Origin of the sequence: Mesorhizobium sp. C120A, assembly GCF_030323105.1 — a bacterium.
Classification (GTDB): Bacteria; Pseudomonadota; Alphaproteobacteria; order Rhizobiales; family Rhizobiaceae; genus Mesorhizobium.
The window spans coordinates 2,201,190-2,222,754 of the sequence record NZ_CP100476.1; the positions used below are offsets into that span (position 1 = coordinate 2,201,190).

Annotated in this window: 23 protein-coding genes; 9 read left to right on the forward strand and 14 right to left on the reverse strand. The window is 63.0% G+C overall.

The features are described 5' to 3' along the window. Positions 1 to 236: 236 nt before the first annotated feature. The 4 genes from NL532_RS10795 to NL532_RS10810 all read left to right on the forward strand — a co-directional run bounded on the left by NL532_RS10795 (position 237) and on the right by NL532_RS10810 (position 5,673). Complete coding sequence (locus NL532_RS10795; RefSeq protein WP_081730894.1) at positions 237 to 2,798, forward strand: ATP-binding cassette domain-containing protein; 2,562 nt, start codon at positions 237 to 239, stop codon at positions 2,796 to 2,798. Continuing rightward, a complete protein-coding gene (locus NL532_RS10800) occupies positions 2,795 to 3,784 on the forward strand; it encodes an ABC transporter permease (protein WP_023686128.1) in 990 nt (329 codons plus the stop codon). The genes NL532_RS10795 and NL532_RS10800 overlap by 4 nt, the downstream gene beginning before the upstream one ends. 46 nt (positions 3,785 to 3,830) lie before the next feature. Beyond that, positions 3,831 to 4,832, forward strand: a complete 1,002-nt coding sequence (locus NL532_RS10805) for a rhamnose ABC transporter substrate-binding protein (protein WP_023828121.1) — start codon at positions 3,831 to 3,833, stop codon at positions 4,830 to 4,832. A gap of 79 nt (positions 4,833 to 4,911) precedes the next feature. Further along, on the forward strand, positions 4,912 to 5,673 hold the full coding sequence (locus tag NL532_RS10810; RefSeq protein ID WP_023828120.1) for a glutamine amidotransferase: 762 nt from the start codon (positions 4,912 to 4,914) through the stop codon (positions 5,671 to 5,673). Between the two features lie 22 nt (positions 5,674 to 5,695). Here NL532_RS10810 and NL532_RS10815 read toward each other — a convergent pair whose 3' ends face one another. Next, positions 5,696 to 6,127 carry a MarR family winged helix-turn-helix transcriptional regulator gene (locus tag NL532_RS10815; RefSeq protein WP_023828119.1) on the reverse strand — a complete coding sequence of 144 codons (432 nt, stop codon included), beginning with the start codon at positions 6,125 to 6,127 and terminating at the stop codon, positions 5,696 to 5,698. Positions 6,128 to 6,276: 149 nt separating this feature from the next. Here NL532_RS10815 and NL532_RS10820 point away from each other — a divergent pair, with 149 nt between their 5' ends. Continuing rightward, positions 6,277 to 7,119: an alpha/beta fold hydrolase gene (locus NL532_RS10820; RefSeq protein ID WP_155923731.1), complete on the forward strand. Its 843-nt coding sequence runs from the start codon at positions 6,277 to 6,279 to the stop codon at positions 7,117 to 7,119. Between the two features lie 98 nt (positions 7,120 to 7,217). On the opposite strand, the gene NL532_RS10825 is transcribed toward NL532_RS10820, so the two are convergent. Together NL532_RS10825 and NL532_RS10830 are read right to left on the reverse strand one after the other, a co-directional pair. Next, positions 7,218 to 8,132: an alpha/beta fold hydrolase gene (locus NL532_RS10825; RefSeq protein WP_023828117.1), complete on the reverse strand. Its 915-nt coding sequence runs from the start codon at positions 8,130 to 8,132 to the stop codon at positions 7,218 to 7,220. A 141-nt stretch (positions 8,133 to 8,273) separates the two neighbouring features. Continuing rightward, entirely contained in the window at positions 8,274 to 9,518 is a 1,245-nt protein-coding gene (locus NL532_RS10830; protein WP_023670046.1) for an MFS transporter, read from the reverse strand. Positions 9,519 to 9,722: 204 nt separating this feature from the next. On the opposite strand from NL532_RS10830, the gene NL532_RS10835 reads away from it, so the two are divergent. After that, positions 9,723 to 10,595 carry an AraC family transcriptional regulator gene (locus tag NL532_RS10835; protein WP_023670047.1) on the forward strand — a complete coding sequence of 291 codons (873 nt, stop codon included), beginning with the start codon at positions 9,723 to 9,725 and terminating at the stop codon, positions 10,593 to 10,595. Between the two features lie 35 nt (positions 10,596 to 10,630). On the opposite strand, the gene NL532_RS10840 is transcribed toward NL532_RS10835, so the two are convergent. From NL532_RS10840 to NL532_RS10885, 10 genes are all read right to left on the reverse strand, one after another. Further along, positions 10,631 to 11,602, reverse strand: a complete 972-nt coding sequence (locus NL532_RS10840; protein WP_023670048.1) for a Bug family tripartite tricarboxylate transporter substrate binding protein — start codon at positions 11,600 to 11,602, stop codon at positions 10,631 to 10,633. Positions 11,603 to 11,747: 145 nt separating this feature from the next. Continuing rightward, positions 11,748 to 12,263 carry a hypothetical protein gene (locus tag NL532_RS10845; RefSeq protein WP_023670049.1) on the reverse strand — a complete coding sequence of 172 codons (516 nt, stop codon included), beginning with the start codon at positions 12,261 to 12,263 and terminating at the stop codon, positions 11,748 to 11,750. Between the two features lie 93 nt (positions 12,264 to 12,356). Beyond that, positions 12,357 to 13,292, reverse strand: a complete 936-nt coding sequence (locus NL532_RS10850) for a ribose-phosphate pyrophosphokinase (protein WP_023686119.1) — start codon at positions 13,290 to 13,292, stop codon at positions 12,357 to 12,359. 141 nt (positions 13,293 to 13,433) lie between these two features. Continuing rightward, positions 13,434 to 14,030, reverse strand: coding sequence for a hypothetical protein (locus tag NL532_RS10855; RefSeq protein ID WP_023686118.1), 597 nt, complete (start codon positions 14,028 to 14,030; stop codon positions 13,434 to 13,436). A 54-nt stretch (positions 14,031 to 14,084) separates the two neighbouring features. Further along, a complete protein-coding gene (locus tag NL532_RS10860) occupies positions 14,085 to 15,236 on the reverse strand; it encodes a M24 family metallopeptidase (RefSeq protein WP_286488110.1) in 1,152 nt (383 codons plus the stop codon). After that, positions 15,236 to 16,030 carry a peptidoglycan editing factor PgeF gene (gene pgeF, locus NL532_RS10865; protein ID WP_023828115.1) on the reverse strand — a complete coding sequence of 265 codons (795 nt, stop codon included), beginning with the start codon at positions 16,028 to 16,030 and terminating at the stop codon, positions 15,236 to 15,238. Before pgeF ends, NL532_RS10860 begins: the two co-directional genes overlap by 1 nt. Before the next feature lie 151 nt (positions 16,031 to 16,181). After that, a complete protein-coding gene (locus NL532_RS10870) occupies positions 16,182 to 17,246 on the reverse strand; it encodes a class I SAM-dependent methyltransferase (RefSeq protein WP_023683719.1) in 1,065 nt (354 codons plus the stop codon). Beyond that, the gene (lgt, locus tag NL532_RS10875; RefSeq protein ID WP_023828114.1) at positions 17,243 to 18,127 is read right to left on the reverse strand and encodes a prolipoprotein diacylglyceryl transferase; all 885 of its coding nucleotides are present in this window, start codon (positions 18,125 to 18,127) and stop codon (positions 17,243 to 17,245) included. The genes NL532_RS10870 and lgt overlap by 4 nt, the downstream gene beginning before the upstream one ends. A 103-nt stretch (positions 18,128 to 18,230) precedes the next feature. Continuing rightward, positions 18,231 to 18,470 (reverse strand): BrnA antitoxin family protein, encoded by a 240-nt coding sequence (locus tag NL532_RS10880; RefSeq protein WP_023828113.1) that lies wholly within the window; start codon positions 18,468 to 18,470, stop codon positions 18,231 to 18,233. 149 nt (positions 18,471 to 18,619) lie between these two features. Beyond that, positions 18,620 to 18,790 carry a hypothetical protein gene (locus NL532_RS10885; RefSeq protein WP_023683721.1) on the reverse strand — a complete coding sequence of 57 codons (171 nt, stop codon included), beginning with the start codon at positions 18,788 to 18,790 and terminating at the stop codon, positions 18,620 to 18,622. Positions 18,791 to 18,867: 77 nt separating this feature from the next. On the opposite strand from NL532_RS10885, the gene NL532_RS10890 reads away from it, so the two are divergent. From NL532_RS10890 to NL532_RS10900, 3 genes are all read left to right on the forward strand, one after another. Then, on the forward strand, positions 18,868 to 19,170 hold the full coding sequence (locus NL532_RS10890; RefSeq protein WP_023672029.1) for an accessory factor UbiK family protein: 303 nt from the start codon (positions 18,868 to 18,870) through the stop codon (positions 19,168 to 19,170). Between the two features lie 316 nt (positions 19,171 to 19,486). Next, positions 19,487 to 19,987, forward strand: a complete 501-nt coding sequence (locus NL532_RS10895) for a type III secretion system chaperone family protein (protein ID WP_006202532.1) — start codon at positions 19,487 to 19,489, stop codon at positions 19,985 to 19,987. Positions 19,988 to 19,993: 6 nt separating this feature from the next. Next, positions 19,994 to 20,353, forward strand: coding sequence for a tRNA-binding protein (locus tag NL532_RS10900; RefSeq protein WP_023672028.1), 360 nt, complete (start codon positions 19,994 to 19,996; stop codon positions 20,351 to 20,353). Between the two features lie 10 nt (positions 20,354 to 20,363). On the opposite strand, the gene NL532_RS10905 is transcribed toward NL532_RS10900, so the two are convergent. Next, positions 20,364 to 21,386, reverse strand: coding sequence for a glycosyltransferase family 4 protein (locus NL532_RS10905; protein WP_023701587.1), 1,023 nt, complete (start codon positions 21,384 to 21,386; stop codon positions 20,364 to 20,366). Positions 21,387 to 21,565 lie beyond the last annotated feature (179 nt).

A 21,565-nucleotide genomic window follows, 5' to 3' on the forward strand; every position in this document is an offset into this window, starting at 1 on the left:
CGCTCATTATAGTGCCGAACTTTGACAGAATTGCTGCCTCTCCCTGACAAAACCCGCACTCCCCAAATGTCCCGTTCCCGGCGCGAAGCCCGCAAACCACCTGCGGCCGAGCGCACCCTGCGGTGCCTATGTTGGCGGCGACAGTGCGCGTCGGAACCATGGAAGTCAATTTTGCCGTTGCGCCTTTGCGCTATTTAATATAGCAAATTGAAAAAATAACTAGTCAGGGAGGAGACGTGCTGCACTCGGGCACACAAAGCGAAGCCGACGCTGCGGTGGTGCGGGCTGTTCCCATTGCCCTGGTTCAGGCGACGAAGGCTTTCGGCGGCACGATTGCGCTCAAGGACGCCTCCTTCGAATTGCGCTCCGGCGAGGTGCTGGCGCTGCTTGGCGAAAACGGCGCCGGCAAGAGCACCTGCGTGAAGCTTCTGGCCGGCGTGCATTCCCCCACCAGCGGTCACGTCGAGGTCGACGGCAAGCCAGCAGCTTTCCATTCGCCGCACGACGCGCAGGCGGCCGGCATTGCGGTCATGCACCAGCATCCTGGCCTGTTTCCCGATCTTTCGGTGGCGGAAAACATCTATCTCGGCCACATGCCGCGCGACCGCTTCGGCGGCATCGACAATGCCGCCATGCTGGCCGGCGCCCGCAAGGTGCTGGCTACCGTCGGGCTCGACGTGCCGGCGGCAACGCGGCTGGGGACACTGCGTACCTCTGAACAACAACTGGTCGAGATCGCCCGCGCGCTGTCGCTGGATGCCCGCGTGCTGATCATGGACGAGCCCACGGCGGCGCTGTCACAGCGCGAGGTCGAGCGGCTGTTTTCCGTCGTTGCCGATCTCAGGCTGCATGGCGTGGCGATGATGTTCGTCGGCCACCGCATGGATGAAATCTTCCGCATCGCCGACCGCATCGCCGTGCTGCGTGACGGGCGCCTGATCGGCGTCAAGCCGAAGGCCGAGCTTGGCCGCGCTGCCGCCATCAGCATGATGGTCGGGCGCGAAGTCACCGACCTCTATCCCGAACGGCGCCATGCCTCAGGCGCGCTGGTGCTGGAGGCGAAGGGACTTTCGCGCGCCGGCGGGTTTGCCGGTATCGACCTCAAGCTTCACGCCGGCGAGGTGCTGGGGCTTGGCGGCCTGGTCGGCAGCGGACGCACCGAGATTGCGCGCGTGCTGTTCGGCATCGACCGGCCCGACGCCGGCGAAATCCTGATCGACGGCAAGCCCGTGCAGTTCGCCTCGGCGCGCGACGCCATGGATGCGCGCATCGCCTATGTGTCGGAAGATCGCATGGGCCAGAGCCTGGTGATGGATTTCTCCATCCTCGACAATGCGGTGCTACCTGTTCTCGACAAGGCCGCACAACGCGGTCTCTACGGCACCGACCGCGCCATCGGTCTGGTGGCGGACTGGCTGAAGCGCATGAAGCTGCGCTTTTCCGGCTACGGGCAGCCGGTGAAAGAGTTATCCGGCGGCAACCAGCAGAAGGTGGTGCTGGCCAAATGGCTGCGCACCGAGCCGCGCGTGCTCATCCTCGACGAGCCGACGCAAGGCATCGATGTCGGTACCAAGGCGGAAGTGCATGCAATGATCGCTGACCTTGCCGCGCAAGGCATGGCGATCCTGCTGATCTCGTCAGAGATGCCCGAGCTGATCGGCATGTGCGACCGCATTATCGTGCTGCGCGAAGGCCGCCAGACTGCTGAGTTTTCGCGCGGACAAGCCACGCAGGAAAAGGTACTGGAAGCGGCGACCAGGACCGATGAACGTGCCGGCCAGGCAGCGCAGATAGAACGCGCCGCCGAGGAGGAAAAGGCAAAAGGACCGTTCGATTTTCTGAAGCGGCGGGAATTCGGCCTGCTTGCGGCGATGCTCGCCGTCGCCATTCCGGTCACCATCATCAACCCGCGCATGGTGAGCGCGGCGAACCTCACCGCTGTGTCGATGGACGCGGCCTTGCTGATTGTCGCCGCACTGGCGCAGATGCTGGTGCTGATCACCCGCAACATCGACCTGTCGATCGCAGCTGTGATCGGCCTCTCCGCCTATATGGCGGCCAGCATGGTTCAGGCCTATCCCGGATTGGACATCGACATCGGCCTGATCACCGCCTGCGCGGTCGGCGGCTTTGCCGGACTGCTCAACGGCCTTGTCGTTACCAGGGGAAAGATCCCGGCCATCGTCGTTACGCTGGCTTCGATGTCGATCTTCCGCGGTTTCAACTCGATCTGGGCGGCGGGCGACCAGGTCAGCGCCGACGAAGTCACGCAAGCCTGGCTCGACATGACCGGGCTGAAGATCGCAGGCGTGCCGCTGATCGTCATCATCGCTATTGTCATCCTGTGCGCCGGCTATGTGCTGCTCTATCGCACCGCAACCGGGCGCGAGCTGTTTGCCACCGGTTCCAACCCGGACGGCGCAAGGCTGATCGGCATTCCGGTCGACCGGCGCATTCTGCTGGCCTTCGGCATGGCCGGCCTGCTCGGCGGTCTGTGCGGGGCGCTGTGGGCATCGCGCTATGCCACCATCGATGCCCGCGTCGCGCTCGGCTTCGAACTCACGGTGATCGCCTCTGCAGTGGTCGGCGGCGTCGCCATCCGCGGCGGCTCGGGCACGCTGCTCGGCATCATCCTTGGCGCGCTCACTCTCTTGGTCATCAAGAACGGGCTGACGCTGGTGCGTGTCGACCCGCTCTGGCTGCAGGGCGTCTATGGCCTGGTGATCCTGGTTGCCATCGGCATCGACACCTTCATCGTGCGGCGTGCCGAACAGGCAAGACAGGCGAGGGCGAGATGAGAAAGTTTATCCGCTCGATCGACTTCTGGGATCTGCTGCTGGCGACCGCCTGCCTCGCCGTCTTCATCTATGCGGCGGTCTTCGTGCCGAATTTCGTCTCCGGCTTCAACCTCTCGCAATTGGCCGCAAGCGCCTCGGAAAAGGCGTTGCTGATCCTGCCGATGACGCTGCTCATCATCACCCGCGAGATCGACCTGTCGATCGCCTCGGTGCTGGCGTTGACATCCGTGATTTTTGGCCTGCTTGTCCAGGCCGGCGTGCCGACGCTGGCCGCCATTCCGCTGACGCTCGTCTTCGGCGGCCTGCTCGGCGCCTTCAACGGCTATCTGGTGTCGGGCCTCGGGTTGCAGTCGCTGGTGGTGACGCTCGGCACCATGGCGCTGTATCGGGGCATTGGCTACATCCTGCTCGGCACCGGTTCGGTCAACATATTGCCGCCGGCGGTTGTCGATTTCGGCATCAGCAATCTGCCGGGCACACAAATCCCGTGGACCATCGTGCCGTTCCTGCTGCTGGCGCCGATCTTCGCGGTGGTGCTGCAGAAGACGCCGACCGGCAAGCGCATCTATGCGCTTGGCGGCAGCCCCGAAGTGGCGCGCTATTCCGGCATTGACACGCGCCAAATGGTGCTGAAGCTTTTCGTCGTTTCGGGCCTCGTCGCGGCCATCGCCGGCATCGTCTACACCGCGCGCCTCTCCAACGCCCGCGCCAACAATGCGCTCGGCATGGAGCTCGATGTCATCACCATCGTGCTGCTCGGCGGCGTCAGCGTCTTCGGTGGTAAGGGGCGGCTCACGGGGGTCATGCTGGCGCTGCTGTTGATCGCCATCATCCGAAATGTGCTGGCGCTCAACCAGATCGGCGGCGACGCTCAAGGCATGATCATCGGCCTGCTTCTGATCGGCTCGCTGCTGGTCGGCAATTACTGGCGCTCCCTGGAGGAGCGGCTGTCAAGATCGCGCGTCCTGCGCGAAACCAAGGGGTGATCTCGGGCCCCTTTCTTCAAGCCCGAATTCTGACGGAGGAGACACAATGAAAGCGTTTAGAATAGCCCTGCTCACATCCGCGGTTCTGCTTGCGCCGGCCTCGCTGGCATACAGCCAGGAATGCGCCAAGGAACCTGTAACGGTCGGCTTCCTGCCCAAGCTCGACACCGATCCCTACTTCAAGGTGGCTTTCGGCGGCGCCGAGGAGGCTGCGAAGGAAATTGGCGGCACCGCCACCCAGGTCGCCCCGTCGCAGGCGACGGCCGAGGCACAGATCGAATTCATCAACAGCCTTGTGTCGCAGAAGGTCGGGGTCATCGCTATCGCCGGCAACGACGCCAATGCGGTTGCGCCTGCGCTGAAGCGCGCCGTTCAGCAAGGCGTCCGGGTGATATCGTACGATTCCGACGTCGCGGCCGATGCGCGCGCGGTGTTCGTGAACCAGGTGAAGGGCGACAGTCTGGCCGAAATGATGCTGGAAAGCGCATTCAACCTCAGCGGCGGCGAAGGCGAGTTCGCCATCCTGTCGTCGACGCCGACGGCGACCAACCAGAACGCCTGGATCGACTTCATGAAGGCGAAGATGGCGGCAGAGCCGAAATACGCCAAGATGAAACTGGTGCAGGTCGCCTATGGCGAGGAGAGCGAGCAGGTCAACCAGCAGCAGGCCTTGGCGCTGGTGCAGGCGTTTCCGGATCTCAAGGTGATCATCGTGCCGGCAGGCATTGGCCTTCCGGCGGCCGCGCGCGCACTCGAGGAAGCCGGCATGATCGGCAAGGTCAAGCTGACCGGCCTTGCGCCGGCCACTTTGATTTCGAAATACATCAAGGATGGCGCTGCCCAGGATATCTGGTGGAATGTCACCGATCTCGGCTACCTGACCTATCAGGCGGCCCAGGCGCTAGCGCAGTGCAAGATCACCGGCAAGGAAGGTGAGAAGTTCACGGCGGGCAGGCTCGGCGAATACACGATCGGGGCCAGCGGCGAACTGATCCTTGGCCCGGCCAAGATCGTGACGCCGGAAAACCTGGCCGAGTTCAAGTTCTAAGCCTCCCAAGGCCCGGCGGGCGCCGGTTCAAGCCGGCGCCCGCTCGTTCAATTGTCAGTCGAAAAGCGTGAGGGCGACGATGAAACTCTTGCTGGCAGGCGAGACCTTCGCGGCGACGACGTCGGTCGCTGCCGGCGGCGACGTTCTGACAAGTGCGACATGGGTGAATGGCGCGACGGCCTTCAATGCCGCCCTTGCCGCAGAGGGCATAGCGGTGACGCAGATCGGTGGCGATCGCTGTGCGGCCGAATTTCCGTATGACCTCGACGCGCTGGCCGAATACCAGGCGGTGGTGATCTCCGATGTCGGCGCGCTGACCTTGCTGGTCACGCCGGAGGCCCGCGCCGGGCGCATCGGCGTCAACCGACTCGACGTCCTCAAGGCCTATGTCGAAGGCGGCGGCGGGCTGATGCTGGCCGGAGGCTATATGGGATTCCAGGGTATGTTCGGCACGGCGCGTTTCCACGACACGCCGGTGGAGGACGTGCTGCCCGTGCGCTGCCTGCCATTCTCGGATGGGTTGGAAGTGCCGCAAGGCCTGCAGCCGTCGATCCTTCAGGCGTCGCATCCAATCCTTGCCGGTGTCGCGGGCCCGTTGCCGCCGATCCTCGGCATGAACAAACTCGATTTCAGGCGCGACGGCTCGTCCCAGCTTCTGGCGACCTGCCAGTATCGCGGCACCGACTGGCCGCTGCTGGCGGTTCGTGAGCATGGCCGTGGCCGCACCGTCGCGTGGGCGACAGACATCGGCCCGCACTGGCTGTCGCAGGATTTTTTGGGATGGCCGCTCTACGGCATATTGATGGCCAACATCATGCGCTGGCTGGCCGGCAAGGATTAAGCCTGGCGTGTTTGTAGGGCAGCTAGTCCGGCTTGCTGCTCAACGCTTCGCGCAGCGCCTGGATCCGCCGATTCAAGGCATCGAGATCAGCCATCGTCATGCCCGAGCGTTCGATCAGGGTTTCGTTGAGGCAGTTGCACTGGACGAGCAGCGCGCGGCCGGCAGGCGTCAGGTCGACCTGCACTTGGCGCTCGTCCGTCTGGCTGCGCTGGCGGGTGACGAGACCGGCCTGTTCCATGCGCTTCAACAGCGGCGTGATGGTGCTCGATTCCAAAGCGAGCCTGTGCGCAATCGAGCCGACCGACATCCCGCCGGCTTCGGCAAGTGCGTTCAGCACGAGATATTGCGGATAGGTGATGCCCATCTCGTCCAGCATGGGCTTGTAGGTGCGATTGATTGCCATGCTGGTGGCGTAAAGCGTGAAGCAGAGCTGGTTGTCCAACGGGAGAGGCACGAGGCATTCCTTTGCCGACTGAGCACATCAATATGTACCACGAAAAATGATATCGCGATATATTTTTCTGTAGACAAGGATTTGGACCTGCGCTAGTCTTATGGTTATCGCGATATTGATTATCGCGGAAGCAATCAATGGAGAGCGAGATGACCAAGCCCGGCAGCAGCACGATCACCACCAAGGACGGCACCGAAATTTTCTACAAGGATTGGGGAACGGGACAACCCATCGTCTTCCATCACGGCTGGCCGCTGAGCAGCGACGACTGGGACGCCCAGATGCTGTTCTTCCTGTCCAAGGGCTACCGCGTCATTGCCCATGACCGGCGCGGCCATGGCCGCTCGACCCAGACCGATACCGGCAACGAGATGGATACGTATGCCGCCGATGTCGCGGAACTTGCGGCGCATCTCGACCTCAGAGACGCCATCCATGTCGGCCATTCCACCGGTGGCGGCGAAGTGGCCCGTTATGTCGCGAAGTACGGCTCCGGTGGCCGTGTCGCCAAGGCCGCATTGCTCGGCGCGGTGCCGCCGATCATGCTGAAGACGGCGGCCAATCCGGGTGGCCTGCCGATCGAGGTGTTCGATGGTTTCCGCTCCGCCCAGGCAGCCAACCGCGCCCAGTTTTTCCACGATGTTGCGGCCGGCCCGTTCTACGGCTTCAACCGCCCCGGCGCCCAGGTGTCGCAGGCTGTCGTCGAGAATTGGTGGCGCCAGGGCATGATGGGCGGCACCAAGGCGCATTACGATTGCATCAAGGCGTTCTCGGAAACCGACTTCACCGACGATCTGAAGGCCATCGAGGTGCCGGTGCTGGTGATGCATGGCGACGACGACCAGATCGTTCCGATCGCCGACTCCGCGCTGCTGGCTGTCAAGCTGCTCAAAAAGGGCGAGCTCAAGGTCTACAAGGGCTTCCCGCACGGCATGGCGACGACCCATGCCGATGTCATCAATGCCGACCTGCTGGCGTTCTTCAAGGCGTAGAATCGTTCAGTTGAATAGACATCGTCCAGTTGGATAGGCAAGGCACCCGCCGCCGGGCGGGTGCATTTGCTTTCGTCGAAATGTCAGCGGGACAGTGCCTATTTATCGAGAAAACCAGTGATCAGTTTGACGGTGTCGTCGGGGTTTTCCTCCATGATCCAGTGTCCGGAAGCGGGCACGATGCCGCCCGTGACATCGGTCGCAACAAGCCGCAGGAGATCGGCCTGCGTGGTGCCGGCGGATTTTTCACCGCCGACAGCCAGCACCGGCATGGTCAGTTTGCCGCCGGCGGCAAGCATCGCCTGGTTGTCGATCGCGTCCTGGTCAAACGCCTTGAACTGCTCGAAAGCGTCATGCATCGCATGCGGGCGGGCATAGAGTCTGGCGTAGTGCTTGCGCGTGGCCTCGTCGATCTTCTTGGGGTCTGCCGACAGTTCGTTGTAGAAGCGATCGAGATAGATGCGCTCGCGCCCTGCGACCAGCCGCTCCATATCCGGGCCGCGGAAGTTGAAGTGCCAAAGCAGCGGGCTTTGCTTGATCTTTTCCCAATCGCCGATGCCGGGCAGCGGCGCATCGATGATGACCCATTTGGTGATGCGCTTGGGATACTGAGCGGCGAGCGCATAGCCGACCATGTTGCCGATGTCGTGGGTGACGAGATCTGCCTTGTCGATCTTCAGGGCATCCAACACGCCGGCGATGTCGACGGCCTGGTTCTTCTTGGCGTAGCCCGCTTCCGGGTGGGCCGACAGACCCATGCCGCGCAGGTCCGGCACGATGACGGTGTGGTCCCTTGCGAGGGCGATGGCCGCGGCGCCCCACATGTCTCCGGTATCGGCAAAGCCGTGCAGCAGCACGACAGCGGGACCCTTGCCGCCAACGCGCACATAGAGTTTGGTGCCGTTGGTTCCGACGGACTGCGTCTTGAAACCCGGCGGAAAGGGAACGATGCGTGCCGTCGCCGGCAAGGTAACAAGAAGCACACCCAATACGGCCAATACGATCTTGCGCATGTCATCCCCCAGAGACGTCGAAGGCCCCAAGCCTTCGTTGATGACTATCTCTAGCAGGCTTTTCAACCAGCGCATGGTGAAAGAATCACAGAGGGCGCAGCAATGCCGCGCCCTGCGTCAAATCCGCAAAATCGACCGGTTTTATCTGGCCGCCGCTTGCGCCTTCCTGGCTTCCTTCATGTTGGGCAGGAACACCGTCAGCAGGCCGAGCAGCGGCAGATACGAGCAGATCTGGAAGACGAAATCGATGCCCTTCATGTCGGCGACGACGCCGAGCACGGCGGCTGCAATGCCGCCCATGCCGAAGGCGAAGCCGAAGAAGATCCCGGCGATGGTGCCGACACGTCCCGGCACCAACTCCTGCGCAAACACGACGATGTTGGAGAAGGCCGAGGACAGGATCAGGCCGATCAGCACCGTCAGCACCATCGTCCATTCGAAATTGGCGTAGGGCAGCGCCAGCGTGAACGGCAGCACGCCGACGATCGAGAACCAGATCATCGCCTTCTGGCCGTAGCGGTCGCCGAACGGTCCGCCGAGCAGGATGCCCAGCGCCGAGGCGCCGAGGAACAGGAACAGCATGACCTGGCTCATCTGCACCGACACGCCGAACTTATGGATGGAATAAAAGGTGTAGTAGCTGGAGAGCGAGGCGATGTAGGCGTTCTTGGTCAGCACCAGCAGCGTCAGCACCGCCAGCGCTCCCATCACCTTCTTGCGCGGGAAGGGGGAGACGAAGCTTGCCGCCTTGCGATTGCCCTGCGCGGCGCGCATCCGGCTGTACCAGCCGCCGACCCGCGACAAAACGATGATGCCGATCAGAGACCCGACGGCGAACCATGAAATGCTGGTCTGGCCGAAGGGCACAACGATGAAGGCAGCGAGCAGCGGCCCCATCGACTGGCCGAAATTGCCGCCGACCTGGAACAAAGATTGCGCCAGGCCAAAGCGGCCGCCGGAGGCAAAGCGGGCAATGCGCGAGGATTCCGGATGGAAGATCGCCGAGCCGATTCCGATCAGCGAGGCGCCGACCAGAAGCAGCGCATAGTGGCCGGCATAGGCCAGAACGATCAGGCCAATCAGCGAGGACGCCATGCCGTAGGGCAGCGAATAGGGCATTGGCCGCTTGTCGGTGATCATGCCGATGACCGGCTGCAGCAGCGACGCCGTGACCTGGAAGGTGAAGGTCAGAAGACCGATCTGCCAGAAATCGAGACCGTAATTCTCTTTCAGCAGCGGATAGATCGCCGGCAGCAGCGATTGCATGATGTCGTTGATGCCGTGGCAAAAGCTCACCGCCAGAATGACGGTGAAGGCGGTCGCCTGGGCTGAAGGGAGGCTGGCGCTTGGCTGCGGTGCAATGCTGGTGGCTGTCGTATCGGTCAAGGCAGGCTCCGAGGTCTTTTTTGGCGGGTGTTTGCCCGCGGGCAGGCTTGGCGGCCGCTCCCGCGGACCGCCTTAAGGACGCTCGTCTGAAGCGCTTGGGCGACGCCCCTGCGGAGCGCCTTGGGGATGGCTGCCTTATAAGCCGCTTGCGAGGCGACTTCTTTCGTGGTTTGGTCCAATAGTTTCGCAAGTGGGCCATAGCCGATGCCACATGGCAGGGACATCTTCCGCGCCGGCAATGCCGATCTCGGCCGATTGCACGAAAGCCGCTGGCAGTGGCTGGAGGAGGTTTCCGGGCCGGCGGTGGCTTTGCCGACCGAATATCCCGACGGTTACCTCGTGCCGCAACACCGCCACAGCCGCAGCCAGCTGCTGCATGCGCTGGTCGGTGTCGTGCTGGTGACGACCAGGTACGGGCGCTGGATGGTGCCGCCCGACCACGCAATGTGGATACCGGCCGGCACCGAGCATTCTGTCGAAATGCTGGGCGATGTCTCGATGCGCTCGGTCTATGTCATGCCGGGCGCTATCCCCGGCCTGCCGGAAGGTTTGCGCGTCGTCGGCATCACCGAGCTGATGCACAGCCTGATCGTCGAATCGGAAAAGCTGCCGCAAGGCGGCGAACTGGAAGGCCGCGGCGGGCTGATCATGAACCTGTTGCTGCACGAGATCCCGACCTTGCCGGAACGGCCGCTCGGGCTGCCGTTCCCGTCCGACCCGAAGCTGGCGGCGCTCTGCCGACGCTTTGTCGCGGCACCTTCGCCGCACGCCACGATCGACGAGTGGGCGGATGCCGCAGGCATGAGCCGCCGTTCGTTCACCCGCGCCTTCCAGCGCCAGACCGGACTGTCCTTGTCGACTTGGCGCCAGCAGGCCTGCCTGTTTGCGGCCCTGCCCAGGCTCGCCGATGGCGAGCCGATCACCAGGGTGGCGCTCGACCTCGGTTATGACAGCGTGCCGGCATTCATAACCATGTTCAAGCGCATGCTCGGCGCCTCGCCGCGCGGCTATATGCGCGGCGCCCGCGACGAAGGCATTCGGCGGGCTCAGCCTCGACTTGAGGCCCCGGCGCCGTAGCGCCAGGAAAAGCCCGCAGTACTTTGCCGTAGGCCCTAGTCCAGCTGAACGCCGCTGGCCTTGACGATCGGTTCCCATTTGGCGAGTTCGGCCTTCACATGCACTCCAAGCTCTTCCGGGGTGGAGGCCACGATCGAGGCGCTGAACTGGGCCATGCGGGCGATCACATCAGGGTCTTTCAGGGCTTCAACTGCCGCCTTCTGAAGAACGGCGACGACCTCCGGCGGCGTGCCTGCGGGCGCGAACAGAGCGTTCCAGCTGTAGGTTTCATAGCCGGGAATGGTTTCGGCAATGGCCGGTATGTCGGGGAAGGAGGGAACGCGCTCCTTGGTGGTGACGCCAAGCGCTCTCAGCGTCCCGCTCTTGATATGGCCCGATGAAGAGGGGAGGTTGTCGAACATCATCGGCACCTGATTGCCGATAACGTCGTTCAAGGCCGGTCCGGCGCCCTTGTAGGGAATGTGCTGCATACTGACGCCGGCCATCGTCTTGAAAAGCTCGCCGGAGAGATGCAGCGGGGTGCCATTGCCTGATGAGGCGTAGGCATATTTGTCCGGGTCCTTCTTCAGCATCTCGATCAGTTCCTTGACGTCCTTGGCGGGGAATTCAGGGTTTACGACCAGGACGTTTGGCACCAGCACGAGCAACGATATCGGCGCAAAATCCTTCTCCGCGTCGTAGGGCTTTGTCTTCAGGATCAGCGGGTTGAGCGCGTGGGTTGCGACCGTGCCCATCAGGATCGTGTAGCCGTCCGGTTCGGCTCGGGCGACCTGGGCAGCGCCGATGCTGCCCCCGGCGCCGCCGACATTTTCGACGACAATCTGCTGGCCCAGCTTTTCGGACATCTTGTTGGCGACCAGGCGCGCGACCAGATCCGTCGAGCCACCGGCGGAAAAGGGGACAACCATGGTGATGGTCCGGTCCGGAAAATCGGCGGCCCAGGCCGCCGGTACTGAAAGGGTGGCTGCGATGGAAACCGCGAGCCCGAGCAAAGTCCTACGCCGCATCTGCTACTCCTCCGTTGATTGGAGGGCAGTATGGCCATGGTGAACTCCTCGCACAATGCAACCATGGACTGACTGCCCGCCTCAGGAGATCGGGCTTGACACCGATGCTTCGGTTGGCGTGCGCGAGAACGCCTCACCCCTCAGTTCAATCAGCCTTGGTCCAGCTGAAAACAAGCCATTTGTATCGTGACGTCTCTTCAGGCTCGGCCGTGTAGGTCATCTGCATGTCGCCGCCCTCGGTGTAGATGTCGAGCCTGGGTGCCGTGTCCAGTTCGAGCCACACGGAATCGTTCTTGAACGACCATGTCCCGCACCAGACGCAAGGCCCCGATGCCGGGTCACCCGGTTGGTGAAAATTGTAGCGGCCGTCCGCCGTGATCTCCAGATAGTCGAAGGCGCCATAAAAGGCGGTCACAGTCTGCTGAAATTCGGTCGCAGCCGCTTCCTGGTCGGGCTTCGCCGGCTCTTTCAGATCACGTGGTGGCCGGATTGCCGACCCTGCGATGCTCCATTTGCCGATGAAATCCTTTTCGGTGGGAAGATATTCCGTCTGCGCCTGCGCGGTCGAAACCGGAGCGATTGTCGGCGCATAGGCCGCGCTGGCGATGCCGATTGCGAGAAGCATTCCTGCGATGCCTGCAGCCTTGATTCGATTGCGCATCAGCTGCGCTCCTTTCACGACGGTTTGGGGCAGATTCCAAAAACGAGATTACCCCCGAGCCAGGCCCGGGGGCACGCTTTTGGGCAACATGGATTAATCGAACAGGCTCGACACGGACTCTTCGGTCGCTGTGCGCGAAATCGCCTCGCCCATCAGGTCGGCGATGGAGATGACGCGGATATTCGGGGCGTCGAGCACGCCTTGCGTCGGCTGGATGGAATCGGTGATCACCAGTTCCTGCAGCTTCGAGCCGCTGATCCTGGCGACCGCACCGCCCGACAGCACGCCGTGGGTGATATAGGCGGTGACGCTGGTAGCGCCGTTGGCGAGCAGCGCATCGGCGGCATTGCACAGCGTGCCGCCGGAATCGACGATGTCGTCGATCAGCAGGCAATCCTTGCCGGCGACCGCGCCGATGATGTTCATCACTTCGGATTCACCGGGACGTTCGCGGCGCTTGTCGACGATGGCCAGTTGTGCGTCGAAGCGTTTGGCGAGCGCGCGGGCGCGCACCACGCCGCCGATGTCGGGCGAGACGACGACGACATTGGCAAGCTGTTTGTATTTTGCCTTCACGTCACGGGCCATCACCGGCACCGAGAACAGATTGTCGGTCGGAATGTCGAAAAAACCCTGGATCTGGCCGGCATGGAGGTCGAGCGTCAAGACGCGGTCCACGCCGGCGCGGGTGATCATGTTGGCGACCAGCTTCGCCGAGATCGGTGTGCGGCCCGAGGCCCGGCGATCCTGCCTGGCGTAACCGAAATAGGGGATGACCGCGGTGATGCGCTTGGCCGAGGAGCGCATGAAGGCATCGATCATGATGAGCAGTTCCATCAGATGATCGTTGGTCGGGAACGAGGTCGACTGCAGGATGAAGACATCCTCGCCGCGCACGTTTTCCTGGATTTCGACGAAGATTTCCTGATCGGCGAAGCGTCTGACGCTGGCCTTGCCCAGCGGGACATTGAGATAGCGGGCGACCGCTTCGGCCAGCACCCGGTTGGAATTGCCCGCGAAAAGCTTCATGCACCGTTCCTGGCGAAGGATGGGGAGGTCCTCTTAATCGGGCTTGTAGCGAGCCGTGCCGGTATTGCAAGCCTCGTTGACGGGAATCCGCCGGCTAATCTCAAAAACGTCAATAGTGAACGGAAGCCGGTAACAGGCGGATCAGCCGGCGCTGCCGCCGAGCCAGGCCGCGAACTGGTCGATCGTCTGGTCGGCGATCGCCTGCATGGTAGCGGGTGCAACCGCGGGCCAGCCTTCGGCGGCGTTGACCGAGGGCGCCTTCTGCTGGCCATTGATGCGGTGTAGCCGGTTGCCAGCGGGGTCATAGACGTCCCAGACATAGATAACGGTGGTATCCTTGCCTTCCGTCATCGTCGAGAAGTAGCCCTTCAGCACATGGGTGGCGGCCTGGTCGGCGCTGCCGGCAAGGGTGATGCCGCGCTGCTTGGCGCGTGTCTGCAGTTCGGCCGTCAGCGGCGTTGCCGCTTCCACGGAGGCGCCGACGATCGGCGCGATCTGCAGCCGGGTCTTCGACAAAGCGGCGGCGCTCTGCGCGGGGTTGGCGGGTGTCGTGGCGCCGACGGCCGGCGCTGGTGTGGCGGCGGGCGCGATGCCCGGGGCAGCCAAGGGCTGAGCCGGTTGGGCCGAGGCTGCCGGCGGCGTGATGGCGGACGGCTCAAGGACGTCCTTGGCATTGGTGCAAGCGGCCAGCACAAGCGCTGCGAGCAATGACACGGTCGTCACATGCGATCGTCTCATCTGCCCGAAAACTCCTTAGTCGCGAACCCCCCGCGTGGACCAACCATTATGGATTCACTGTACGATCAAGTCGAGATCATGGCGTGAAAGCGGCTTCGGCTGGGATTCGGTGGTCAGGTAGGTGCGGCCAAGCGTCATCGCCGTCTCGGTTTCGGAGTCCATGATGATCATGTGCGCGAACAATGTCATGTTGGGCGCGATCGGCTCGGGATTGCCCTGGTAGAACATCGGCATATCCATCCAGGACGGGGTGAAGCGGGCGCCGACGGAATAGCCGCAGGCGTTCAACCGATGCTTGGTCAGGCTGTGCGCCTCCAGCGTGCGGGCATGCGCGTCGAAGACGTCGCCGAAGGTGTTGCCGGGCGTCATCGCCTTCTCGACCGCCAGAAGAGCCGCGCGGGCGGCGTCGAACAGCTCCTGATGGCGCTTCGACGCCTTGCCGGTCAGCACGGTGCGCATCATCGGCGCGTGATAGTGATGGAACACGCCGGCCCATTCGAGCGTCAGCTGATCGTTCTTGGTCAGCTTGCGGCGCCCGGCCTTGTAGCGGCAGAGCAGCGCGTCGATGCCCGAGCCGATGATGAATTCATTGGCCGGATAGTCGCCGCCGCCGGCAAACACCGCGCCCTGCATGGCGGCAAGGATCAGCGCTTCGTCGCCGCCCTGCTTGATCAGCGGCAGGGCCGCGTCGAGCGCGTCGTCGGAAAGGTTGGCGGCCTTTTCGGCCTTGGCGATTTCAGCCGGGCTCTTGAACAGGCGCAGACGGCCGACAATACCGGAGGCGTCGGCGATCTGGCCGAAGGTCTGCAGCTGCTCGTCGACGCGGCGGCCATTGAAGGCGGTCAGGCCATGGGTGTCGTATTCGACGCCGATGCGGGCGCCGAGGAGATTGAGGTCGTTGAGCAGGTTGCGCAGGTCGACCGCCGGGTTGGCGCCGTCGCGGTCGGTCCACAGCACGATGTTGTCGATGATCGATGTGTGGCGCGCCTGGCGCAAATCGGCCGAGCGGGTGAGCAGCACCATCGAGCCGTCAGCCTTCACAACCAGGCACTGGAAGAAACAGAAGCCGAACGTGTCGTAGCCGGTTAGCCAGTACATGCTCTCCTGGGCGAAAAGCAGTACAGCATCGAGCCTCTTTTCCGTCATCTCGATCATCAACCGGTCACGCCGGGCGTCAAATTCCGACCGTTCGAAATGCAGCGCCATTATCCGTTCTCCAAAACAATTGCCGAAACCTGCCGACCGTAGTCCGGTTCCTTGCGATGCGTCGCGCGCCGGTAGGAAAAGAAGAGATCCTCCTCGGCATAGGTGCAGCGGCCAAGCCCCTGCGCGGTCACGCCAGCCTTCTTCAGCCGGTCGACCGTATAGAGGTTGAGACCGAACATTGCATGCGCCGGATTGGCCGAAGGCGCGAAATAGCCGATGTTTTCGGCATCGGCTTCGACGAAACGGGCGACGAATTCCGGCCCGACCTCGTAATTGTCGGGGCCGATCGAAGGACCGAGAACCGCAATGATGCGCTCACGGCGGGCGCCGAGGCTTTCCATCGCGGCAATGGTGTTTTCAAGCACACCGGTGAAAGCGCCCTTCCAGCCGGCGTGTGCAGCGCCAATGATGCGCGCTTGCGCATCGGCGAACAGCACGGGGCCGCAATCGGCCGTCGAGGCGCCGATGGCGATGCCCGGCCGGTCGGTGACGATGGCGTCGGCCTTGGGCCGCGGGCCGGGAAAGGGTTCCCTGGCAATAACGACATCGGGCGAGTGGACCTGATGCGCGGTCAGGAGATGGCTGGCCGGCACACCCATCCAGGCAGCGACGCGGCGGCGGTTCTCGGCGACCAGCATCTGATCGTCATCCGAGCCGGTGCCGATGTTAAGTCCCTGATAGATGCCGCCGGAGACGCCGCCGATACGGGTGAAATAGCCATGGCGGATACCTCGCGGCTTGGCCGCTTCCAGCAGCGGCGAGCGAACAGGATCCGGTTTGGTCTGATTCAGCATGGATGGGTTTGTTGTCCGCGCCGGCGTTTTCGTCAAGGCGAAGTTCGGCCGAGTGATTGCGACAGTGCTGCCGCGTCGACTTTGCATTGGCCAAAAGCAGGCATGCGACCACAAGCGACATGGCGAGACGGCTTGTAACGATCTCTGAGGGTCAGACTGGCTGATGCGGCAGGATTTTCAGGATTTTGAACAGCGTGCCCATGCCGTCGGGGCCGGCCAGGCGCTCGACGGCATCGGCAATGGTTTGTCGTGCCTCTTGGCTTGCCTGGCTGCCCAACTGGCCAGCTCGCTCAAGCAATCCCGTGCCAAGCAGAAAGTCGCCCTGCGTCGCCAATTCCACATCGAGGCCATGCGCCCGCACGACGGCGGCCAGTGCCGCGAAGTCGACATGGGCGGTGAGATCGGCTTCGCCGGGATTGGCCAGCACATCTTCGGGGGCGTGCCTGCGCACGGCCTGCAATGTGTCGCCGAAACCGGGCTGGAGATGGCCGTAATCGGGGAACAGCCCGGCGCCGCCGTGGTCGGCTATGCGTTCGGCAATGGTCGCCATCAGTGCCGCGCGGGCCGGTGCTATTTCGAAAATAGAGCCTTGTGGCGCCTCGGCGGCGTCTTCCGGCAGCAGCGTCGCCTCGACCGAGCCGGCGCCGGCGAAGAAGCTCAACTCGTCTGAGACATCGAGGCCGATCACCCGTTCGCGCCAGCCGGCGCCGGCGCGGATGAACTGGCGGATCGGCACAGCGTCGAACAATTCGTTGCCGACAATCAGCAACGGCGCCTGCGGTAGTGTGGCGATGGTTTCGTGCCAGCCGAGCTCAACCGAAGTTTCGGCAAGCGTCTGCTTTTGGATTTCAGTCAGCCGCGGACTGGTCTCGACCAGAGCGAAGGATGCTCCGGCGGCGATAGCCGGATCGAGCCGCGTCAGGGTGCGAAGCATGTCCTTCATCAGCGTGCCGCGGCCAGGCCCGATCTCCGCGATGGTGACCGGCAGGGGTCGGCCGATCGCCAGCCAGGCCTGATAGAGCCAGACGGCGACGAGTTCGCCGAACATCTGGCTGATCTCGGGTGCGGTGACGAAGTCGCCGGCGGCGCCGAACGGCTCGCGCGTGGTGTAGTAGCCGTCGCTGGGATCGAACAGGCAGAGCGCCATGTACTCGTTGACGGGGAGGGGGCCGAGCGCGCCGATCAGGTCGACGATGCGGGTCTTCAGCCGTGTCATGCCGGCTGTGGTTGCGGCGCCGGTTTGGCTGTGGCCATCGCCCAGATGCCGGCCAGCACCATCGGCAGCGACAGCACCATGCCCATGGTGAGCCAGCCGCCGAGGAGGTAGCCGAGCTGCTGGTCGGGCTCGCGGAAGAACTCGACGAAGATGCGTGACAGGCCGTAGCCGCAAATGAAGGCGCCGCCGACAAAGCGCGGCGTCTTCAGCTTCAGCCGCGAATGGGTGAGGAAGCGCAGGACCAGGAACAGCACCGCGCCCTCGAGCAGCGCTTCGTAGAGCTGGCTCGGATGGCGAGGCTCCAGGCCCGCGACACAACCCGCCACGGTCTGCTGGAGACGCTCGTTGCAGAAGACGACGCCCCACGACACGTCGGTCACGCGACCCCAGAGTTCGGCATTGACGAAGTTCGCGATGCGGACGAGGCCGAGCCCGACCGGCACGCCGGCTGCCACCACGTCGAACAGTGTCCAGGTGCGGATGCCGCGCTTGAGGGAAAACAGCGTGATGGCGAGGATGACCCCAAGCAGGCCGCCATGGAACGACATGCCGCCCTGCCAGACGGCGAAGATGTCGAGCGGGTGGTCGATATAGCGCTTTAAATCGTAGAACAGCACATAGCCGGTGCGTCCGCCGAGCACGACGCCGACGGCGGCCCAGACGATGAAATCGTCGAGGTCGATCGGCTTCATCGGCAAGACGCCATCAGGCCACAGCCTTGTGTTGGTGACGAGCCGCTTGGCGTACCACCAGGCGAACAGGATGCCGACGATATAGCCGATGCCGTACCAGTGCACAGCCAGCGGGCCGATCTGAACCAGGATCGGGTCGATGTTGGGGAAGGACAGCGACGCCATCGGCAGCGGGAAATAGTCGTTCAACAGGATCTCCTGGGAGGGCTCGCGTTAGGGCGCGGACCATGCGGCAGGGTTTTGGCGGGGTCAAGGCAAGGTGACGACAGCCTGATCGTCAGAGATAATGGGCTCAACCCTGCGGCTTGCCGGCGATCAATTGCCTGAGCGCATCGTTGATCCTGTCTTGCCAGCCGGGGCCATCTTCCTGGAAATGGTCGAGCACGGCGCGATCGATCCTGATCGAGACAAGCTCGCGAACGTTTGGTGCGGCGGAGGGTTCGCGAATGGGAGGCGCGGGTTTCTTGACCGGCTTGAAGGCCGCTTCAGCGGCTTCCATCGGATTGGTCGGTCGGCGCGGGGGCGTTGCCATTGGTTGATCCTGAATGAGAGTGACTCTTGCCTGGAGCAAGTCGTGAGGAAAACTAGGCCGCTGGTCTGTGAAGACCAGTAACTTCACTTGGTTCTCTCTGCCATTGCCCTGTATTTGGCTTCAAGCCTGTCCAGCACCTCGTCGCCAGGCTAGACCCGGCCCGCACTGGCATCCGAAATGCCCTTTGCGAGTGCTGCATCGAGTGCTGCAAAGCGCTTCTCCAAGTCCGCACTGTCCGTCACGGCAACCGTCGTTCCAAGAATCCATTTGCGATAATAGCAATCTGTCGGCCGGACCGTGAGCCAAATCGCGTCCGACATGAAGCCGCACCAGCTTCAACGTTCTTGCATTCCGCAGGCAGTGCCACTACGTCAATTCCAGCAAGCGAGGATTTGCCATGTCGACCGGACCGAACCGCATTCTCGATGAATTCGCCAAGCTGATGACCGATGCCGCGGGTGCCGCACAAGGCGTGCGCCGCGAGGTGGAGACTGCCTTCAAGGGGCAGGCCGAGCGCATCCTCAACACCATGGATGTGGTGCAGCGCGAGGAGTTCGAGGCTGCCCGCGACATGGCTGCCAAGGCCCGCGAAGAAAACACCAGGCTGGCCGCCCGCATCGATGCGCTCGAGGCCAGGCTTGCCGAATTGACCGGACAGGCCGCACCTGTGGCTGCGGCAAAGCCCAAAGCAAAAAAATAAAATTTGAACTTTTCCACAAAGCACAATCCGAAAAAATGCTTTGCCGTGAATCGTTTACCGGCAATGCATGAATCTTTGTGACAGCGCCTTTCCACATGCTGATGACGCAGTGCGAAAAATTAGGCTGTTCACGCGACTCCCGATCAATAGACTGAATTTGTTGCATGATTCGGAGCAGGGTCATGCGGCCGGGCGGTGGGGTCCGGTCCGGGGTCTTTGTGTCGTGAAGTCCTGGCCGTCCGAGTTCAAGACAAGATTGTTCGTCGTGTGTGCCCCGCGGAGCGTGTGGCGCTCCCCTGAACACAGGAAGCATTCCATGGAACTTCTCGAACTCGAATTCTCCCGCGAAATCCATCCGGTGGATGTCATCGAGCAGGTCGCCCATAACAATGACTGGTCCTTCGAAAGGGCCGGCGATGACGAAATCTCGATCTCGGTTGCCGGCAGCTGGACCGACTATCACGTCTCCTTCTCATGGATGGAGGATTTCGAGGCGCTGCATCTGGCCTGTGCTTTCGACATCAAGGTGCCGGAAGCCCGCGCGCTGGAAGTGATGCGGCTTTTGTCGCTGATCAACGAGCAGATGCTGTTTGGCCATTTCGATCTCTGGGAGCAGGAGGGCGCGATCATGTTTCGCCAGTCGCTGCTGCTCGCCGGCGGGGTCGAACCGTCGAGCCAGCAGGTCGAGGTGCTTTTGTCGTCGGCGCTTGAAGCCTGCGAGTGCTATTTCCAGGCCTTCCAGTTCGTTGTCTGGTCGGGAACCTCGGCCAAGGATGCGCTGGCCGGCGTCCTGTTCGAGACCTATGGCAACGCTTGAGCTTCCATGAGTTCGAGCAGCGCGCGCAAGCCCGAGATCAGCTTTGCCGATTTTGATCGTGTTGACATCCGTGCCGGCACGATCGTCGAGGCCGAGCCTTTCCCCGAGGCGCGCAAACCCGCCTTCAAGCTGAAGATCGATTTCGGCCCTGAGATCGGCGTGAAGAAATCCTCGGCACAGATCACGAAATACTATGCGCCGGAAACGCTGGTGGGACGGCAGGTGTTTGCGGTGGTGAATTTCCCGCCGCGCCAGATCGGTCCGTTCATGTCGGAAGTGCTCACGCTCGGCTTCCCTGATGAAGAAGGCGCCGTGGTGCTTGGCGCCATCGAGCGCAAGGTGCCGGACGGCGGGCGACTATTTTAGGAAGATTGCGTCAGGCGGCCAGCTTGCGCGTGGTGCCGAGCGCCTCTTCGACCGTGTCCATGAACATCTCGGCGCAGGCTTTCCAGCTGTAGCGCATGGCGCGTTCGCGCGCCTCGGCGCGGTCGACATTGAGCGCGGCGAGCGAGGCCTTGCGCAGATCGGTCGACACCGCGCCGCCGATGCCGTCGCCGACAATGTCGATCGGTCCGGTGACCGGATAGGCGGCCACCGGCGTCCCGCTGGCCAGCGCCTCGATGATGACGTTGCCGAACGTGTCGGTGCGGCTGGGGAAAACGAAAACATCAGCCGAGGCGTAGATCTCGGCCAGCTCATCGTTCGGGCGATGGCCGAGAAAATGCGCCTGCGGGTATTTCGCCCTGAGCCTGGCCAGTTCCGGTCCTTCGCCAACGATCACCTTGCTGCCGGGCAGGTCGAGATCGAGGAAGGCGCTCAGGTTCTTCTCGATGGCGACGCGGCCGACGCACAGGAATACCGGGCCGGGAAAGCCGAGGTCCTTCTTCTTGTCCGGGCGGAAGTGATCGGTGTCGACGCCCCGCGTCCACGGCCTGAGCTTGGTGAAGCCTCGCGACGCAAGGTCCTCCGCCAGCGACTGGGTGGCGACCAGCGTGCCTTGTCCGGAATTGTGGAAATCACGCAGCCAGCGATAGGCCCAGCTCTCCGGCACTGGCAGGCGGGCGCTCAGATATTCGGGAAAGCGGGTGTGATAGCTGGTGGTAAAGGGACGGCCGGCATTGCGGCAATAGCGCCGCGCCATGATGCCGAGCGGGCCTTCGGTGACGATATGGATATGGTCGGCCTTGCGAGCCTCGATCAGCCGCGCGACATGACCGGGCGTGGTCAGCGCCAGCCTGATGTCGGGGTAGGTCGGCAACGGCAAGGTGCGAAAGATGTTCGGGGTCAGGAAGTCGACCGCAACGTCGAAGGTTTTCAGCGTTTCGGTGAGCCGCTCCAGCGTGTGGACGACGCCGTTGACTTGCGGCCGCCAGGCGTCGGTGACCATCAGGATGCGCATGGCGGTCCTTTGCTCGGATCAACGGTTGCCTTGATGCGATAGCGGTACGGCCCGGCTGCCCTCGCTTCGCTCCACCGCACCCGGGCAGGCACGAGGTCGAAGTAAGGCGGCTGAGCCGAATCAACTGAGGTCGCGCGCTTCATGCGCGCTCTTGACCATGGTTTCATGACGGGCGGATG

Coding starts and splice junctions, on each gene's coding strand:
- NL532_RS10800 (WP_023686128.1), top strand. CDS start 2,795: ATGAGAAAGTTTATCCGCTCGATCGACTTCTGGGATCTGCTGCTGGCG.
- NL532_RS10805 (WP_023828121.1), top strand. CDS start 3,831: ATGAAAGCGTTTAGAATAGCCCTGCTCACATCCGCGGTTCTGCTTGCG.
- NL532_RS10810 (WP_023828120.1), top strand. CDS start 4,912: ATGAAACTCTTGCTGGCAGGCGAGACCTTCGCGGCGACGACGTCGGTC.
- NL532_RS10820 (WP_155923731.1), top strand. CDS start 6,277: ATGACCAAGCCCGGCAGCAGCACGATCACCACCAAGGACGGCACCGAA.
- NL532_RS10825 (WP_023828117.1), bottom strand. CDS start 8,132: ATGCGCAAGATCGTATTGGCCGTATTGGGTGTGCTTCTTGTTACCTTG.
- NL532_RS10835 (WP_023670047.1), top strand. CDS start 9,723: ATGCCACATGGCAGGGACATCTTCCGCGCCGGCAATGCCGATCTCGGC.
- NL532_RS10840 (WP_023670048.1), bottom strand. CDS start 11,602: ATGCGGCGTAGGACTTTGCTCGGGCTCGCGGTTTCCATCGCAGCCACC.
- NL532_RS10845 (WP_023670049.1), bottom strand. CDS start 12,263: ATGCGCAATCGAATCAAGGCTGCAGGCATCGCAGGAATGCTTCTCGCA.
- NL532_RS10850 (WP_023686119.1), bottom strand. CDS start 13,292: ATGAAGCTTTTCGCGGGCAATTCCAACCGGGTGCTGGCCGAAGCGGTC.
- NL532_RS10855 (WP_023686118.1), bottom strand. CDS start 14,030: ATGAGACGATCGCATGTGACGACCGTGTCATTGCTCGCAGCGCTTGTG.
- NL532_RS10860 (WP_286488110.1), bottom strand. CDS start 15,236: ATGGCGCTGCATTTCGAACGGTCGGAATTTGACGCCCGGCGTGACCGG.
- pgeF (WP_023828115.1), bottom strand. CDS start 16,030: ATGCTGAATCAGACCAAACCGGATCCTGTTCGCTCGCCGCTGCTGGAA.
- NL532_RS10870 (WP_023683719.1), bottom strand. CDS start 17,246: ATGACACGGCTGAAGACCCGCATCGTCGACCTGATCGGCGCGCTCGGC.
- NL532_RS10880 (WP_023828113.1), bottom strand. CDS start 18,470: ATGGCAACGCCCCCGCGCCGACCGACCAATCCGATGGAAGCCGCTGAA.
- NL532_RS10885 (WP_023683721.1), bottom strand. CDS start 18,790: ATGTCGGACGCGATTTGGCTCACGGTCCGGCCGACAGATTGCTATTAT.
- NL532_RS10890 (WP_023672029.1), top strand. CDS start 18,868: ATGTCGACCGGACCGAACCGCATTCTCGATGAATTCGCCAAGCTGATG.
- NL532_RS10895 (WP_006202532.1), top strand. CDS start 19,487: ATGGAACTTCTCGAACTCGAATTCTCCCGCGAAATCCATCCGGTGGAT.
- NL532_RS10900 (WP_023672028.1), top strand. CDS start 19,994: ATGAGTTCGAGCAGCGCGCGCAAGCCCGAGATCAGCTTTGCCGATTTT.
- NL532_RS10905 (WP_023701587.1), bottom strand. CDS start 21,386: ATGCGCATCCTGATGGTCACCGACGCCTGGCGGCCGCAAGTCAACGGC.